Here is a 16,224-nt window from a genome sequence, read left to right as displayed (position 1 = left end):
CGGAGGTTCGCAAGTGCGTCTCATGGATGATCCGGAAGCCAGTATGGTGCCTCCAATCGAGTGATCCACTCCGCGGAGGACCGAACGGAATGAGCGTGATGGACAGCGAAGCGGCATCGGGGGCCGCGCAGCGTCGCCGGGAACAACGCGGGTGGTGCTGGTACGACTGGGCGAACTCGGTCTTCCCGACATCGGTGACCACGGTCTTCCTCTCGCTGTACCTGACCTCGGTGGCCACCGCGGCGGCCAAGGCCGATGTCGCGCGCAACGGCCTGAACGCCTGCGCCGGCGACAACTCCCTGGTCAACTGCGACATCTCGATCCTGGGCCTGACGTTCCCGGCCGGATCGCTGTGGGGATACCTGCTGTCGGTGGCCACCGTGGTGCAGGTGGTGGTGCTGCCGATCACCGGTGCGGTCGCCGACCGCACCCAGAACAAGCGGCTGATGCTGGCGATCTTCGCCTTCGGCGGGGCGATCACCACGGGACTGCTGGCGCTGGTGGCCGGGCAGAACTGGCAGCTGGGCGTGGTGCTGTTCATCATCGGCAACATCTGCTTCGGCGCGTCGATCGTCGTCTACTACTCGTTCCTGCCGGAGATCGCCGACGCCGACGAGCGCGACAAGGTCTCGACTCGGGGCTGGGCCATCGGTTACCTCGGCGGCGGCACGGCGCTGGCGCTGCACCTGGTGATCTACCTCGGGCACGACGCGGTGGGTCTGTCGGAGTCCGCGGCGGTGCGGTTGATCTTCTTCTCCTCGGGCATCTGGTGGGCGGTGTTCACGCTGCTGCCGCTGACGGCGCTGCGCCGGCACGCGGCTCCCGAGGGTGGTGAGCGGGGGACCGCGGCGGTCACCGCCGGGTTCAAGCAGCTGCTGAGCACGCTGCGCGAGGCCAAGCACTTCCCGCTGACCCTGGCGTTCCTGGGTTCGTACTGGATCTACACCGACGGCATCTCGACGGTGTCGCAGGTCTCGGCGCAGTACGGCAGCCTGGAGCTCAAGCTGCCGCAGGACTCGCTGATCGTGACATTGCTGATCGTGCAGTTCATCGCCTTCGTCGGCGGCATGCTGCACGGCGCGCTGGCCCGGCGCATCGGGGCGAAGAAGACGATCCTGGTCAGCTTGGCGACCTGGTTGCTGGTGCTGGTGGCCGCCTACTTCGTGCAGGCTGGCCAGGAGATGCAGTTCTACGGGCTGGCTGTGGGAATCGGCATGGTCCTCGGGGGCACGAATGCGCTGTCCCGTTCGTTGTTCAGCCAGATGATCCCGCCGGGTCGGGAGGCCGAGTACTTCTCGCTGTACGAGGTGGGGGAGCGCTCGACGTCGTGGCTGGGTCCGCTGGTGTTCGCCGGGGTCGGTCAGGCGACCGGTTCGTTCCGGCTGGCCATCGTCTCGCTGGTGATCTTCTTCGCGGTCGGCTTGGTGCTGGTCGCGCTGGTGCCGGTGCGCCGGGCCATCGAGGCGGTGGGCAACCGCCCGCCGGAGCTGCTCTGAGGTGCGTGCGCAGAGTAATCGGGTGTGTTCGTCTCGCGATCGAGCGGGCATTGCTCCATGCTGGTGATCTAGGTAGACCTGGGAATCAGCGAAAACGGAATATGCCAGTACGCTGCGTTGTGATCACGGGGAGGATCATGGCACTACGAGCAGTCACTTAGCGAACGGGTTGATCGACCGTATTGGTCGTGATCTGCATCCCACAATGAGCAAGAATCCCGGGTCCTGCTTGGCGATGGTGACTGGACATCTGGCACTATCACCCGTTCGAACCCACCTATGGATTGCTGTCGGGAGAACGCGTCACGAACGTGGCTCGACCGCGTCCCTAGGAGGACAGCCGTCGTTGACGGGTGAACAATGTCACCGACGGCGACCAGCAGCACGACACCGGGAACAGACGGCGGGTACTCCGTCGTTGCACACGGTGAGCACAACCGCTCGGGCTCCGCGCCCGGGCCGAAGGGAAAGGAACCGTCATGGCCGACCGCGTTCTGCGTGGCAGCCGGCTCGGAGCTGTCAGCTACGAGACCGACCGTAACCACGACCTCGCACCGCGCCGGACGGTGCGCTACGCCTGCCCCAAGAGCCACGAGTTCGAGGTGCCCTTCTCCGACGACGCCGAGGTCCCGCCGACTTGGGAATGCCGCCTGCACGGCACCGAGTCGAAGATCATCGACGGCAACGAGCCGGAGCAGAAGAAGGTCAAGCCGCCGCGCACCCACTGGGACATGCTGCTCGAACGGCGCACGATCCCGGAACTGGAAGAGCTGCTCAACGAGCGGCTCGAACTGCTGCGCACCCGGCGCGGGCGGTAAATCTCCTCAACACATGGCAAGCGCCCGGGCGGACTGCTCGGGCGCTTACGTGTGTTTCCGGTCGGGTCCACGGATCAACTGCTCCGTGGTCGTTTTGCGTGGCGGTGCGGGTAGCGGAACCTGACACACCTCCTGGCTCCGGGATCCGCGACTTGAGTATGTCGAATACGCGGCGCTGCGGCTGTCCTCACCAGAAGACGTGTCAGAACCCGCAGCGGTGCCGGTTGCTCGGGTGGGGTACTGCGAAACCGGCTTCGCCGGTTGCCTGACGTGGGTGGGGTTGGTCAGGGCAGGAGGGACTTCAGGGTTCCTGTTGCTTGGGTGCTCCTGCGGCGCAGGCCCCACTTGGTGACCCTGATGAGGGCTTCTCGGACGATCTCCGCGTCCATCTTGGAGGCGCCGAGTTCGCGTTCGACGAAGGTGATCGGGGCTTCCAGGACCGTGAAGCCCGCCTCCACCGCGCGCAGGGCCAGGTCGACCTGGAAGCAGTAGCCCTGCGAGGCGATGTTGTGCAGCTGGACCGTCTCCAGGACCTCCCGCCGGTAGACCCGGTAGCCGGAGGTGATGTCGTTGATCGGGACGCCCAGGGCCAGCTTCGAGTAGATGTTGGCGCCCCGGGACAGGAACTCCCGGTACCAGGGCCAGTTCACCGTGCTGCCGCCGGTGACGTAGCGCGAACCCAGCACCACGTCGGCGCCGGTTCCGTTGTCCCCGAGCATGCCGACCAGGCGCGGCAGGTCTTCCGGGGCGTGCGAGCCGTCGGCGTCCATCTCCATGATCGCCGTGTAGTGGCGGGCCAGCGCCCACTCGAAACCGGCGACGTAGGCGGCCCCCAGACCGGCCTTCTCGGTGCGGTGCAGGACGTGCACCCGGTCGTCCTGCCCGGCCAGCCGGTCGGCGACCTCGCCGGTGCCGTCCGGGCTGCCGTCGTCGACCACCAGCACGTTCGCCGCCGGCAGCGCGTCGAACAGCCGCCGCACGATCGGCTCCAGGTTCTCCCGCTCGTTGTAGGTCGGGATCACCACCAGCACCTTCTCGGCCGGCGCTTGCCTCGCCATTCACATCCTCCTAGCCGGTCCGCATGACCGGCCGTGCACTCGTTCGTCGATCAGGCGCCGGACTTGCGCGACCGCCACCCGGCGGCCGCGACCGCGCCCACCCCCAGCACCGCCAGTGTCCACATCGGAACCGAGCCGAGCTCGGTGGCCAGGGTCCGGTTCGCTCGCAGCGCAACCTCGGCGTTCAGGTTCTGCTCGGTGAACAGCTCGGTCCGCGCGGTCACCGACCCGTCGGGAGCCACCACCGCGCTGACCCCGCTGGTGGCTCCGACCAGCACCGAGCGGCCGGTCTCCACCGCGCGCAGCCGCGACATCGCCAGCTGCTGGTAGCTCATCTCCGAGTGCCCGTACCACGCGTTGTTGGTGGGCACCGCCAGCAGCGTGGCGCCTTGGGCGGCGGCTGGGCCGAAGACGTCGTCGTAGGCGACGTCGTAGCAGACGCCCACCCCCAGCTTCAGGCCCGCCACGTCGATCACGCCGGGCTGCTCGCCCGGGACCATGTCGGACTGGAAGCGGTCCACGAAGGGGCTGACCAGCCGCGCGACCTCCCGCATCGGGATCGTCTCGGCGAAGGGCACCAGGTGCTGCTTGATGTAGAGGTCGCCGAAGCCGGTGCCGGGGTCCCAGCGCACGATCTGGTTGTGCAGCTGCCCGTCGCGGTCCTGACCGAGACCGCCGACGATCAGCGGCACCCCGAGCTGGGAGGCGATCGCCGACAGTTCCGGATCGGTGCGGGACGGGCCCCAGCTGCCGATCTGCTCGGGCAGCAGCACGAAGTCGGGTGCGGCCACGCGCCCCGCGCGCACGTCGTCGACGAGCTTCTGGGCAGCGCGCACGTGGTTGTCGTGCAGCACGTCGTCCTCGTAGAGCAGGCCCAGGCCGACGTTGGGGGCGTTGCCCTGCACGATCGCCACCCGCGCCGTGCCGGCGTTGGCGTCGGTGCCCACCAGCGGCCAGCACGCCAGCCCGCCCAGCAGCGGCACGGCGATCGCGGCCACCGGCACCGCCCAGCGGCGCGGAGCGCGGATCAGCGCGCCCAGGCCCGAACCGGCCAGGGCCACGGCGAAGGACACCAGCACGGCGCCGCCGATCGCGGCCAGCGACAGCAACGGCCCGGTGTCCTGGGTGAAGGCCAGCCGGCCCCACGGGAAGCCGCCGAACGGGAACGCCGAGCGCACCGATTCGGCCGTGACGAACACCGCCGCCATCCACACCGGTGCCGCGGGCAGGCGGCTGACCAGCGCCATCCCGGCGCCGGCGAGGCCGATGAACAGCGCCTCCACGGCCGCCACGCCCAGCCACGGCCACGGGCCGAAGTCGGCACCGAGGAAGTCCTGCAACCAGCCCAGCAGCGGCAGCAGGAAGGCGAAGCCGAACACCACGCCGTAGCCGAAGCCCGCGCGGGCCCTGCGGTGGTGCACGACGGCGGCCAGCACGGCCACCGCCAGCGGTGCCACCCACCAGGTCTCGCGCGGTGGGGAACCGGCGTAGAGGGCGAACCCGGCGGCGATCACGGCGACCAGGCGCAGCGCCCAGGCGGCCCGGCGTCCGGGAGTGCGGCGATCCGGCTGCGCGACCTCCTGCGCAGGAGCCGTGGGGACTACCACCCGACCAACCTTCTCGGTGCTTGTCGGCCCCGGTGCGGGGCCACTGACGTTGCCGCGTGCCCAGGCACGCCTCGGCTCAAATGTACGCGCCGAGCGGGGTGCGCCCGGCACACAGGCCCTGAGCAGGCGATTGGCCACTGCGTGTGACGCCGCTTACGCTCGGTCGGCCCGGTGATCATCGACGTCCCGCGAAACTCCACCTCAGCGATGGTCGCGACGCCACCACCCCGATCGAGCGGAAGGGAACCGATGAGCACCGGACACGAGGAGATCGGCGACGGCAGCACGCGGTCATCGCGCTGCACGGCTGGTTCGGCTCGGCGGCGGCCTGGCGCGTGCTGCACCCGCACCTGGACACGCGCCGGTTCCGCTACGTCTTCCCCGACTACCGCGGCTACGGCGCGCGCATCGGTGAGGCAGGCGAGCACACCCTGGCCGAGGCCGCCGCCGACGTCCTCGCGCTATGCGTGCAGCTCGGGATCGAGACGTTCTCACTGCTCGGCCACTCGATGGGTGGCGCGGTGGCGCAGCGAGTCCTGGCCGACGCGCCGCAGCGGGTCCGCGCGCTGGTCGGCATCTCCCCGGTCCCGGCCTCCGGGGTGCCCTTCGACGAGCAGGGCTGGGCGCTGTTCTCCGGCGCGACCGATGATCTCGGCAACCGCCGCGCGATCATCGACCTGACCACCGGCAACCGGCTGAGCGCGGTCTGGCTGGAGGCGGTGGTCGAGCACTCGCGGCAGCACTCCGACCCGGCCGCTGTCGCCGACTACCTCCACGCCTGGGCCCGAACCGACTTCCACGCCGAGATCGAGGGCAACCCGGTGCCGGTCAAGGTGATCGCCGGGGAGCACGACCCGGCCCTGGGCGAGGAGACGATGAAGGCCACCTTCCAGGTGTGGTACCCGCACTGCGAGGTCGAAGTCCTGCCCAACGCCGGCCACTACGCCATCGACGAGACCCCGATCGCGCTGGCCACCACGGTCGAGCGCTTCCTCACCACCAGCGCCCGCTAGTCGCGGTCAGACGGGCAGCAGGGTGGAGACCAGGTGGGTGAGGCGTCGGGTGTTGCGGCACTCGTGCATCTCGGCGATGCCTGCGTAGGACAGGGCGGCGGAATCGCCGGTGGACCAGCGGTTCTCGGGCTCGGGGTTGAGCCAGAAGACCCGTCGGGAGCGCTCCTTGATGGCATGCAGGGCTTCGAGGTTGGGGTTCCAGCCGTTGGTGCGGGCGTCGCCGAGTATGAGCACCGATGTGCGCGGGCCCAGCGCTTGCAGGTAGCGCTCGGTGAACTCGGCCAGCGCGTTGCCGTAGTCGCTGCTGTCGTGCCAGCCGGTGACGGTGGCCTCGGTCAGCACGCGCCTGCCCAACTCGGCGGGGTCGGCGGCGCCGGGTTCGACCAGGTGCGTGACCTCGTCGGTGCGGTTGACGAAGGCGAACACCCGGACCTTGCTGAACTGGTCGCGCAGGGCTTGGACCAGCAGCATCGTGAAGTTGGCGAATCCGGCCACCGAACCGGACACGTCGCACAGCAGCACGATCTCCGGGCGGGCCGGTCGGTGGTGGGCGTAGGCGGGGCGCAGCGGTACGCCGCCGGTGGACAGCGAGCGGCGCAACGTGCGGCGCAGGTCGATGCCGCCGCGGCTGGCGCGGCGGCGCCGGGCGGCCATGCGGGTCGCGAGCTTGCGGGCCAGCGGCTGCACGGCGCGGCGCAGCTCGGCGAGCTGATCGCGTCCGGCGTTGAGGAAGTCGACCTGGTCGGCGCTGGGCGTGATGGCGTACTTGGCGACGTGGTCGAGGCCGCGCAGCTCGGCCGAGCGGCGGCGGGCCTCGGTGCGCGCGCGGTCGCGGAAGGTGTCGATGCGGCGGCGGATCTCGTCGCGGTCGAGCCGGTCGGTGAAGTCCTGCCCGGCATCGCCGCGCATCGCCGCGAGCACCCGGGCCAGCAGCGTCTGCGGCTGCAGCCGTTCCAGCGTCTGGTGCGCTGACCAGCCTTGCGGCCCGTCTTCGCCGCCGAAGTGCCCGAGCGAGTCCACCGCTTCTCCGGCCAGCTGCGACAGGGCACCCGGGTCGTCGGCGGCCAGGGCCTGCACCAGTCGCTGTTCGAGGTCGGCATCGTCGCCGTTGCGGGCGCTTTCGGGTGCGCCGACGCCGATCGGGAAGTAGAGGTCGAAGGCCGCGTCGAAGATCTTGCGCTGGCCGTCGGCGCGCAGCAGCGCGGCGGCCAGTCCTTCGCGCAGGCGTTCGCGGTCGGCCATCCCGAGGGCTTCCAGAGCCGCTGCCGCATCGACGGTTTCGCCCGGGCCGATGCGCACTCCCTGCTCGCGCAGCGCCCCGGCGAAACCGACCAGGCGGGCGGGCAAGGTCATGGCACGACCAGCTTGTCGGTGGCCCGGCGGACGTCGTCCTGGTGCTTGAGGATCACCCCGAGGCTGTCGCGCACCACGTCCTCGTCGAGGGTGTCGGCGCCGAGGGCGAGCAGCGTGCGGGCCCAGTCGATGGTTTCGGCCACCGACGGCGACTTGCGCAGCTGCATGCCGCGCAGCGCGCCCACCACCTCCACGACCGAGCCGGCGAGCGCTTCGTCGAGGCCCGGGACCTTGAGCCGCACGATGCGCTGCTCGAGCTCGGGGTCGGGGAAGTCGATGTGCAGGAACAGGCAGCGTCGCCGCAGCGCCTCGGACAGCTCGCGGGTGGCGTTGGAGGTCAGCACGACGAAGGGCTGGCGGGAGGCGGTGACCGTGCCGAGCTCGGGGACGGTGACCTGGAAGTCGCTGAGCACTTCCAGCAGCAGGCCTTCGACCTCGACGTCGGCCTTGTCGGTCTCGTCGATGAGCAGCACGGTGGGCTCGTCGCTGCTGATGGCCGTCAGCAGCGGTCGGGGAAGCAGGAATTCCTCGCTGAAGATGTCGGTGCGGGCCTGGTCCCAGGTCTCGTCGCGGCCGGCGGTGATGCGCAGCAGCTGCTTGGCGTGGTTCCACTCGTAGAGCGCGCGGGCTTCGTCGATGCCCTCGTAGCACTGCAGCCGCACCAGCCGCGCGTGGGCGACGGCGGCCACGGCCTTGGCCAGTTCGGTCTTGCCCACGCCCGCCGGTCCTTCGACCAGCAGCGGTTTGCCGAGCCGGTCGGCCAGGAACACCGTGGTGGCCACCGCCGTGGAGGCGAGGTAGCCGGTTTCGGCAAGCTTGTCGACGACGTCGTCGACCGATTCGAAGATGCCCGTCCCGCCGTCGGTCACCGCACGCTCCCCTCACCGAAACCCATACCGAACGGTTGCTCAGTTCGAGCGCTCGTGTCCAACGGAAGTGATGCCGGTCACGCGCAGCGGAAGGTGGTGTCGTGCAGGCCCGTCGCGCCGTCGGGGACCACGCCCTGGCGGGCCTCGGTCTGCGGGGTGCCGGTGGCGTCGATGGCGCGGCACTGCACGCGGTGCTCGCCCGGCGGCAGGTCCAGCCTCAGCCGCCACATGCGCCAGGTGTCGCGGCTGACCTCGGTGGCCAGTTCGGCGACCTGCCACGCCCCGCCGTCGACGCGCACCTGCACGGCCTCGATCCCGGTGTGCTGGGCCCAGGCGATGCCCGCGAGGGTCACCGGACCTGGCGGGAGCTGGGCGTTGCGCTGGGGCCGGTCGATGCGGGACTGGGTCTTGATCGGGCCCTGCTGCGCCCAGCCGCGCTGCTGCCAGTAGGCGAGCCGGTCGAAGGTGGTGACCTCGGCGTCGACCAGCCACTTGGTGGCCGAGACGTAGCCGTAGAGGCCGGGAACGACCATCCGCACGGGGAAGCCGTGCTCGGCGGGCAGCGGTTCGCCGTTCATCTCGAAGGCCAGCAGCGCGCCGCGGTCGGGCTCCAGCAGCACCTCGACGGGCGTGCCCGCGCTGTAGCCGTCGGTGCTGGTGGTGATCAGCTGCTGCGCGCCCGGCCGCACCCCGGCTTCCAGCAGCAGGTCGCGGACCGGGACGCCGACGAAGTTCGCGGTGGAGATGAGGTTGCCACCGACCTCGTTGGACACGCAGGCGAGGGTGATCGTGCGCGATTCCAGCCGCCGGTTGATCAGGTCGGTGAACGACAGGTCCAGCTCGCGCTCGACCATGCCGCGCAGCCGCATCCGCCAGTCCTCGGCGCGCAGCTGCGGCACGACCAGGGCGGTGTCGATGCGGTAGAAGTCGCGGGTGGCGGTCAGGAACGACGGGGTGCCCTCGGCGGCGAAGTCGGCTCCTGCCGGGATCGGGGGCGGCGGCACCTTCGGCAGCCGCGCGGCCACCGCCTGCTGCGAGGAGGCCACCCCGGATCCCTTCCAGCTCCCGGTGACTCCGGCCAGCCCGGCGCCGACGACGACCAGACCGGAGGTCGCCAGGAACCGGCGCCGGTCGATCTCGGTGGCCGCCGGGGTCTGGCCGAGCCGGTGCAGCCAGGTGAACACGCCGACCCCGACCAGCAGCGACACCAGCGCGGGCAGCGCGCCGCGCTCGGGGCGGGTCAGCGCCGCGGCCACGCCGACCAGCCCGAACGCGGCGATCAGCCCCGCGCCCGGCAGCACCCGGCGGCGCGAGCCCAGCCCGGCGGCCACCGCCAGGGCGGCGATGACCAGCGCCATGCCGATCAGCAGCGCGAGCTTGTCGGCGGTGCCGAACAACGCGACCGCCAGCTCCTTGACCCCCGGCGGCACCAGGTCGATGAACGCGGCGCCGACGGCGACCGGGGGAGAGGTGCGCGGATCGCCGAAGCCGGCCACCAGGTGCCCGGCGGCCAGCGCCGAGCCCGCCGCGATGAGTCCGATCGCGGCCGCGCGGCCGCGGGAGAGCGAGGTCATGGCTCCATTCGAGCCGGGTTCGCGGACCACCGCCAGCGGCCGGGCGCAGGCGTAAGGGAGCCGAAAGTTCTTGTGGAACGATGACATCGCGGCTCGACCGGGTTTCGCCGCGCCGGTGTCGTCCTAGCGTCGGGGTGTGCGAATTCTGCTGACCGGCGCCGCCGGGTTCATCGGCTCGGCCATCGCCGACGCCCTGACCGACCGCGGCCACGAGATCGTCGCGCTCGACGCGCTGCTGCCCCAGGCCCACGGCGCGCCACCGCCGACCCGGCACCCGCTGGTGCGCGGCGACGTGCGCGAGGCCGAGCTGGTGCGCGAGCTGCTGCGCGGAGTCGACGTCGTCTGCCACCAGGCCGCGATGGTCGGTCACGGCGTCGACCCGTCGGACATGCCCGACTACGCCGCCCACAACGACCTCGGCACGGCCGTGCTGCTGGCGGCCATGCACGAGACCGGGGTGCGGCGGCTGGTGCTGGCCTCCTCGATGGTCGTCTACGGCGAGGGCCGCTACCGCTGCGCCGAGCACGGTCGGCTGCGGCCTGGAAAGCGACGTGCCGAGGACATCGCCGCGGGCCGGTTCGAGCCGCCGTGCCCGCACTGCGGCCAGCCCCTGGAGCCCGAGCTGGTGCCCGAGGACGCCGTGCTCGACCCGCGCAGCACCTACGCGGCCACCAAGCTCGCCCAGGAGCACCTGGCCGCGGCGTGGGCGCGGCAGAGCGGGGGAGACGTGCGGGCGCTGCGCTACCACAACGTCTACGGCCCGTGGATGCCCAGCGGCACGCCCTACGCGGGTGTGGCGTCGTTGTTCCGCTCCGCGCTGCAGCGCGGCCAGGCGCCGCACGTGTTGGAGGACGGTGGGCAGCGGCGCGATTTCGTGCACGTCCGCGATGTCGCGGCGGCCAACCTGGCAGCGGTGGAAGCGCCTGCGCCGGAAGGGGAGCTGGACGCGGTGAACATCTGCTCCGGGCAGCCGCGCACGATCGGTGAGCTCGCCGAGTCGCTGGCGCTGGCCTGCGGTGGTCCGGCGCCGGAGGTGGTCGGTGGGGCGCGTGCCAACGACGTCCGGCACGTGGTGGCCGATCCGACCAAGGCCGAGCGGGTGCTGGGGTTTCGGGCGCGGGTCGACTTCGCCGACGGGGTGCGGGAGTTCGCCGCGGCTCCGCTACGCGAGGCTGTCGGCCAGCGGTAGCCGGACCTCGAAACGGCAGCCCGGGCCGTGGTTTCGGGCGTGGATCTCGCCGTGGTGGGCCTGCACCAGTCCGCGCGCGATCGCCAGGCCGAGCCCGGCCCCGGCCGGTTCCCGGTCGCCGTCGCCGCGGGCCTGATCTCCCCGGTAGGCGACCTCGAAGACCCGCTCCAGCTCGGCCGCGTCGATGCCGCCGCAGGCGTCGTCGACGCGCAGCCACGCCTGCCCGCCTTCGTGGCCGGCGGTGAGCACGACCGATCCCTGCGGTGGGGTGTGCCGGATGGCGTTGGACAGCAGGTTGCGCACCACCCGCGCCAGCTCGGCGTCGCTGCCGGCGACCACCGGCCACCGCTGGGTTTCGGTGGCCAGCCGCACGCCCCGGCGTTGCGCGCGCGGGTTCTCGGCAGCCACGGCCTCGCTGACGACGTCGTGCAGCGGGACGGCGGAGAACTCCAGGTGCAGCGCGCCGGCGGTGATGCGGGAGAGCTCGAAGAGGTCGTCGACCATCCGCGAGAGCCGTTCGGTCTCGCCCTGGATCCGCGCGGCGTAGGAGCAGATCTCGCCGGGCTCGTCGACCACGCCGTCGGCCAGCGCCTCGGCCATCGCGCGGATGCCGGCCAGCGGGGTGCGCAGGTCGTGGCTGATCCAGGCGACGAGTTCGCGGCGGGCGGCCTCGGCGGCGCGCTCGCGGGCGCGGGCCTCGCGTTCCCAGACGCTGCGTCGGGCGATGTTGCGGCCCAGCACCACCGCCACCGGTACGGTGATCACGCCGACGGCGGTGCAGATGACGACCACGGTGGTCAAAAGCGGGCCGAACATGAACCCGGTGACACCGAGAACACCGGCCATCGTGGCCAAAAGCGGCACCAGCACCAGCACCGTCAGCGCGGTGGCCAGCGAGCGGTGCCGCAGCAGGTAGAGCAGCCCGGCACCGGCGAGCGCGACCGGCAGCGACAGGCCGATCGCGTACGGCGCGACGTGGGTGAGTTCGGTGAGCAGGTCCATCAGCCGGCCTCGGGGTCGTAGCGGTAGCCCACACCCCACACGGTGCTGATCCGGTCGGGGCGGTCGGGTTTGGACTCGATCTTCTCCCGCAACCGCCGCATGTGGACGGTCACCGTCGACTGGTCGCCGAAGTTCCAGCCCCACACCGATTCCAGCAGTTCGGCCCGGGTGAAGGCGCGTCGCGGGTGGCGCATCAGGTGGGCCAGCAGGTCGAACTCGCGGGTCGTCAGCGACAGCTCGGTGCCCTCGAGGGTGCAGCGGCGGGCTGCCGGGTCGAGCACCAGTGATCCGTCCACGATGGACTCCTGCGTGGCGGGTGGGGCGTGGGTGGCGCGGCGCAGCACCGAGCTCACCCGCAGCACCAGCTCGCGGGGGCTGAACGGTTTGACGACGTAGTCGTCGGCGCCGAGCTCCAGTCCCGCGACCCGGTCGGATTCCTCGCCGAGCGCGGTGAGCATCACCACCGGAACCGGGCCGTGCTCGCGCACCCGGCGGCAGACCTCGAGTCCGCCGATGCCCGGCAGCATCAGGTCCAGCACGATCAGGTCGGGTCTGCGCTCGGCGTAGCTGCGCAGCGCGGTTTCCCCGTCACCGGCCAGGAAGACCTGGTAGCCGGCGCGTTCCAGGTAGCGGCGGACGACGTCGCGCACCGCGTGGTCGTCGTCGACGACCAGCACCCGCCCGGCCTGCTCGCGCATCCCCATCACCAGCTCGTCGCGATCACGTGCTCGACTCCCAACGCGGTCACCGCCTGCGCTGCCAGCCACCACCGCCGGGATGCGGCGGGCAGCAGCGCCCCGGCCACGGCGAACCACACCGCGAACGGCAGCCAGATCCGTTCGACCTCAGCCTTGCTCAACCCGGACAGATCCGCCAGCAGCACCGCGAGCCCGGCTGCCAGGACCAGGACCGGCAGCGCGGCCAGGCGCGCTCGGCCCAGTGCTGCGATTGTCAGCGGACCGGCTGTGAGCAGCAGGGCGCCGAGGTTGCCGAACACCCAGTAGGCGTAGGGCCGCTGGGCGAACTCGCCTTGGTGGTAGCGCTGGACGACCAGGTGGTAGCCGTCGAGCCACCAGAACCCGGCGGCGGCGAACGCGCCGACCACCAGCAGGGCTCCGGCCGCGGCCACGAGCAGGCTCCGCCACGCGCGGCCTGTCACGGCGACGGCGATCACGGCGATGAGGGTGAGCCCGTAGCTGAGGAACAGCGCGAAGCCCAGCAGCATCCCGCCGAGCAGCGCCAGCGGTGTGCGGCGCAGCGCCAGCAGGGCGAGGCCGGTGGCGGTCACGCCGGTGAACAGCCCGTCGGCGGAGACGCCCATCCAAACCGCGCCCGGGAACAGCACCACGAACGGCACCACCGCGCGGGCGGCCTGCTCGTCGTGCAGCGCCTTGACCGTCACCGGCACGGCGACGGCCGCGAGCGCGCCGATGAGCAGCGTCACCACCGAGGCCCAGGTCCCGCCGCCGAGGCCGAGCCGGTCCAGCCACGTGTAGACCAACAGCGCGCCCGGCGGGTGGCCCGAGACGTGCACCGTCCAGGATCCGGGTTGACCTGCCAGGACGTGCTGGGTGAACTCCTCGATCATGAGGCCGATGTCGTGCACCCGGGGCACGTCGTGGAGGTATTCGGTCCAGTCGGTCAGCCGCTCGGTGATCCCGGCGCGCCACCCGTCGACCAGCGCCAGCGAGACCGTCCAGGCCAGCGCGGCGCCGTAGCTGGCGGCCAGCAGCCCGCGCCACGGGAGTCGGGCCGACAGCGCTGGTCCCCAGGCGATCACGGCCGCGGCGAGGGCCACCGCCAGCGGTGTGCCGGGGCCGAGGTGCGGGTGCCAGAAGCCGAACAGCGGCGCGGCGTCGGCGTGCAGCGGCGCACCGGCGCGGTTGAGCGCGGCACCGGCGAGGGCCGTGGCGGCGATGACGAGCAGGGCGAGGCCGAAGGCGACCAGGTCGGTGCGTCGAGGCAGGGGAGGCACTGCCGTGAAGGTAGTCGCGCACCCGTGGTCGGCCAACGCGTCGCCGCGATCCGTCAGAACCTCGTAATAACTGGTCGGGCGTAAGGATTCGGTAAGCGCCGCAGTAGTTTTCGCTCCGTCCACTGTGCGCTTGCATGGTGGGTGTGAACGAAGTCGACGTCGTGCTGCCTTGCCTGGACGAAGCCGCGGCCCTGCCCGGAGTGCTGGCGGCCCTGCCGGCCGGCTACCGGGCCCTGGTGGTGGACAACGGATCACGTGACGGATCGCCGGAGGTGGCCGCCGCCCACGGCGCGAGGGTGGTCTGCGAGCCTCGGCGCGGCTACGGTGCCGCGGTCCACACCGGCTTGCGAGCCGCGACCACCGAGATCGTCTGCTTCGCAGACTGCGACGGCTCGCTCGACCCGGCAGTCCTGCCGGGCTTGGTGGCGCAGGTGCGCGGTGGCGTGGACCTGGCGGTGGGCCGTCGCGTCCCGACCGCGCCGGGGGCCTGGCCTTGGCACGCTCGGGCGGGCAACGCGCTGATCGCCGCCCTGCTGCGGCGCGGCGGCGTGCCGGTGCACGACATCGCCCCGGTGCGGGCGGTCCGGCGCGCGGCGCTGCTGGAGCTCGACGTTCTCGACCGGGCCTTCGGCTATCCGCTGGAGCTGCTGCGCAAGGCCGGGCGGGCGGGCTGGCGGATCGCCGAAACCGACGTCGAGTACCGGCCCCGGGCCGCGGGCACCCGCTCGAAGGTCTCCGGCTCGGTGCGCGGCACGCTGCGCGCCACCCGCGACATGGCTCGGATGCTGCGATGACCGCGCTGCTGGTGGTTGCCAAGGCGCCGGTGCCCGGGCTGGCCAAGACGCGGTTGTGCCCGCCGGCGACGCCCGAGCAGGCCGCGGCGATCGCCGCGGCGAGCCTGCTCGACACCCTCGAGGCCGTGCACGCCACGCCGGGAGCGCGCCCGGTGGTGGCGCTGACCGGCGAGCTCGAACGCGCTGCCCGCGCCGCTGAGCTGCGCGAACGACTGGCGCTGGGCACGCTGCTGGACCAGCGCGGCGGCGGGTTCCCGCAGCGCCTGGCCGCCGCCCACGCCGACACCGCCGCGGCGCATCCGGGGCTGCCGGTGCTGCAGATCGGCATGGACACCCCGCAGGTCAGCGCGGAGCTGCTCGCCGAGGCCTGCCGGGTGCTGACCGGCGCTGATGCGGTGTTCGGACCGGCCGTGGACGGGGGTTGGTGGGCGGTCGGCTTCCGCGACCCTCGGGCCGCGAGTTTGCTTGCGGCCATCCCGACCTCGCGTCCCGACACCGGCCGCCGCACCCTGACCGCGCTGCGCGAGGCGGGGCTGCGGGTGGCCGAGCTGCCCGAGCTCGCCGATGTCGACACGATGCTCGACGCCCGCGCGGTGGCCGCTGGGATCCCGCGCACCCGCTTCGCCGCGGCGCTGGCCGGGTGCGCGCGGTGAGCGGGGAGTTCGACGCGGCGCTGCGCGGGGTCGCCGCGATGTTGGAGACCAGCGACGGCCGTGCCAGCGCTCTTCCCGGGCACCGCTGGATGGCCGCGCCCGATGCCGCTGACCGCCAGGTCCTGTCCGCGTGCCGGGGCCCGGTGCTCGACATCGGGTGCGGGCCCGGCCGGCTGGCCGCCGAGCTGACCTGCAGCGGAGTGATGTGCTTGGGCATCGACGACTCGCCGCTGGCGGTGGAGATGACCCTCGCGCGCGGGGCGGTGGCGCTGCGCCGTGACGTGTTCGGTCCGCTGCCGGGTGACGGCGGGTGGCAGGAGGTGCTGCTGTTCGACGGCAACATCGGCATCGGCGGGGATCCGGCCGCGCTGCTGCGCCGGGTGCGCGGGCTGTTGCGGCCCGGGGGAGTGGCGTGGGTGGAGGTCGAGCCGCCTGGGGCCGGGTTGTGGCGCGGTACCGGTGTGGTCGTCGATTCCGGTGGGCGCGGCCGGACTTTCGGCTGGGCGAGGGTGGGTGCTGAGGCGATCGGTGCGCTGGCGGCCGGGTTTCGCACGCGGGTTTTCGAGGTGGAGCGGCGCTGGTTCGCCGTGCTGCGGGCCACGTCTTGACGCGGGGTGGCCGGGGCACGAGGATCGCGCCTCGCGTGGGAGACTGAGTCCAGTGTGGACGAATGGAAAAACGGTACTGGCCAGGATGAATCGGACGTAAGGGTTCAAAGGGCCTGGTTCGGTTGTGATTTTTCTCTGAAAGGCGTGTTTTTCCGTCCGAATTGGGCGGGATTGTCGCTCTGCTCGCCCGGGGTCCGGTTTTCCATACAGTATTC

The 16,224-nt window shown here is 71.9% G+C and carries 15 protein-coding genes; 7 read left to right on the top strand and 8 right to left on the bottom strand.

Annotation, left to right across the window (positions count from 1 at the left end; translation table 11 throughout):
• Positions 1 to 89 precede the first annotated feature (89 nt).
• Both R4I43_RS28010 and R4I43_RS28005 read left to right on the top strand, forming a co-directional pair.
• Positions 90 to 1,496, top strand: a complete 1,407-nt coding sequence (locus R4I43_RS28010; protein ID WP_324268694.1) for an MFS transporter — start codon at positions 90 to 92, stop codon at positions 1,494 to 1,496.
• Between the two features lie 479 nt (positions 1,497 to 1,975).
• Positions 1,976 to 2,314, top strand: coding sequence for an RNA polymerase-binding protein RbpA (locus R4I43_RS28005; RefSeq protein WP_324268693.1), 339 nt, complete (start codon positions 1,976 to 1,978; stop codon positions 2,312 to 2,314).
• A gap of 284 nt (positions 2,315 to 2,598) precedes the next feature.
• Here R4I43_RS28005 and R4I43_RS28000 read toward each other — a convergent pair whose 3' ends face one another.
• The gene (locus R4I43_RS28000; protein WP_324268692.1) at positions 2,599 to 3,372 is read right to left on the bottom strand and encodes a polyprenol monophosphomannose synthase; all 774 of its coding nucleotides are present in this window, start codon (positions 3,370 to 3,372) and stop codon (positions 2,599 to 2,601) included.
• Between the two features lie 50 nt (positions 3,373 to 3,422).
• Positions 3,423 to 4,979 (bottom strand): apolipoprotein N-acyltransferase, encoded by a 1,557-nt coding sequence (gene lnt / locus R4I43_RS27995; protein ID WP_324268691.1) that lies wholly within the window; start codon positions 4,977 to 4,979, stop codon positions 3,423 to 3,425.
• Positions 4,980 to 5,122: 143 nt separating this feature from the next.
• Between lnt and R4I43_RS27990 the strand changes: the two genes are divergently transcribed.
• Complete coding sequence (locus tag R4I43_RS27990; protein WP_324268690.1) at positions 5,123 to 5,992, top strand: alpha/beta fold hydrolase; 870 nt, start codon at positions 5,123 to 5,125, stop codon at positions 5,990 to 5,992.
• Positions 5,993 to 5,998: 6 nt separating this feature from the next.
• Here R4I43_RS27990 and R4I43_RS27985 read toward each other — a convergent pair whose 3' ends face one another.
• The 3 genes from R4I43_RS27985 to R4I43_RS27975 form a co-directional block, all read right to left on the bottom strand.
• Entirely contained in the window at positions 5,999 to 7,345 is a 1,347-nt protein-coding gene (locus R4I43_RS27985) for a vWA domain-containing protein (RefSeq protein ID WP_324268689.1), read from the bottom strand.
• Positions 7,342 to 8,214, bottom strand: coding sequence for an AAA family ATPase (locus tag R4I43_RS27980; protein WP_324268688.1), 873 nt, complete (start codon positions 8,212 to 8,214; stop codon positions 7,342 to 7,344). The genes R4I43_RS27985 and R4I43_RS27980 overlap by 4 nt, the downstream gene beginning before the upstream one ends.
• A gap of 77 nt (positions 8,215 to 8,291) precedes the next feature.
• Positions 8,292 to 9,788, bottom strand: a complete 1,497-nt coding sequence (locus R4I43_RS27975) for a molybdopterin-dependent oxidoreductase (protein ID WP_324268687.1) — start codon at positions 9,786 to 9,788, stop codon at positions 8,292 to 8,294.
• Between the two features lie 136 nt (positions 9,789 to 9,924).
• On the opposite strand from R4I43_RS27975, the gene R4I43_RS27970 reads away from it, so the two are divergent.
• Positions 9,925 to 10,977, top strand: coding sequence for an NAD-dependent epimerase/dehydratase family protein (locus R4I43_RS27970; RefSeq protein ID WP_324268686.1), 1,053 nt, complete (start codon positions 9,925 to 9,927; stop codon positions 10,975 to 10,977).
• On the opposite strand, the gene R4I43_RS27965 is transcribed toward R4I43_RS27970, so the two are convergent.
• Genes R4I43_RS27965 through R4I43_RS27955 form a run of 3 tightly spaced genes read right to left on the bottom strand, consistent with a single transcriptional unit; the run spans position 10,951 to position 13,954 of the window.
• The gene (locus tag R4I43_RS27965; protein ID WP_324268685.1) at positions 10,951 to 11,979 is read right to left on the bottom strand and encodes a sensor histidine kinase; all 1,029 of its coding nucleotides are present in this window, start codon (positions 11,977 to 11,979) and stop codon (positions 10,951 to 10,953) included. The two genes, R4I43_RS27970 and R4I43_RS27965, sit on opposite strands and share 27 nt — an antisense overlap.
• Complete coding sequence (locus tag R4I43_RS27960) at positions 11,979 to 12,677, bottom strand: response regulator transcription factor (RefSeq protein ID WP_324268737.1); 699 nt, start codon at positions 12,675 to 12,677, stop codon at positions 11,979 to 11,981. The genes R4I43_RS27965 and R4I43_RS27960 overlap by 1 nt, the downstream gene beginning before the upstream one ends.
• Before the next feature lie 5 nt (positions 12,678 to 12,682).
• Complete coding sequence (locus R4I43_RS27955; RefSeq protein WP_324268684.1) at positions 12,683 to 13,954, bottom strand: hypothetical protein; 1,272 nt, start codon at positions 13,952 to 13,954, stop codon at positions 12,683 to 12,685.
• A gap of 143 nt (positions 13,955 to 14,097) precedes the next feature.
• Between R4I43_RS27955 and R4I43_RS27950 the strand changes: the two genes are divergently transcribed.
• The 3 genes from R4I43_RS27950 to R4I43_RS27940 are packed head-to-tail and all read left to right on the top strand — an operon-like array spanning position 14,098 to position 16,009.
• Positions 14,098 to 14,748: a glycosyltransferase family 2 protein gene (locus R4I43_RS27950; RefSeq protein WP_407691325.1), complete on the top strand. Its 651-nt coding sequence runs from the start codon at positions 14,098 to 14,100 to the stop codon at positions 14,746 to 14,748.
• Positions 14,745 to 15,401, top strand: a complete 657-nt coding sequence (locus tag R4I43_RS27945) for a TIGR04282 family arsenosugar biosynthesis glycosyltransferase (protein WP_324268682.1) — start codon at positions 14,745 to 14,747, stop codon at positions 15,399 to 15,401. The genes R4I43_RS27950 and R4I43_RS27945 overlap by 4 nt, the downstream gene beginning before the upstream one ends.
• A complete protein-coding gene (locus tag R4I43_RS27940) occupies positions 15,398 to 16,009 on the top strand; it encodes a methyltransferase domain-containing protein (RefSeq protein WP_324268681.1) in 612 nt (203 codons plus the stop codon). The genes R4I43_RS27945 and R4I43_RS27940 overlap by 4 nt, the downstream gene beginning before the upstream one ends.
• Positions 16,010 to 16,224: the final 215 nt, after the last annotated feature.

Source organism: Saccharopolyspora mangrovi (assembly GCF_035320975.1).
Taxonomy (GTDB): domain Bacteria; phylum Actinomycetota; class Actinomycetes; order Mycobacteriales; family Pseudonocardiaceae; genus Saccharopolyspora; species Saccharopolyspora mangrovi.
The sequence above is the reverse complement of the archived record's forward strand: the minus strand, read 5'-3'. Positions and strand labels throughout refer to the sequence as shown.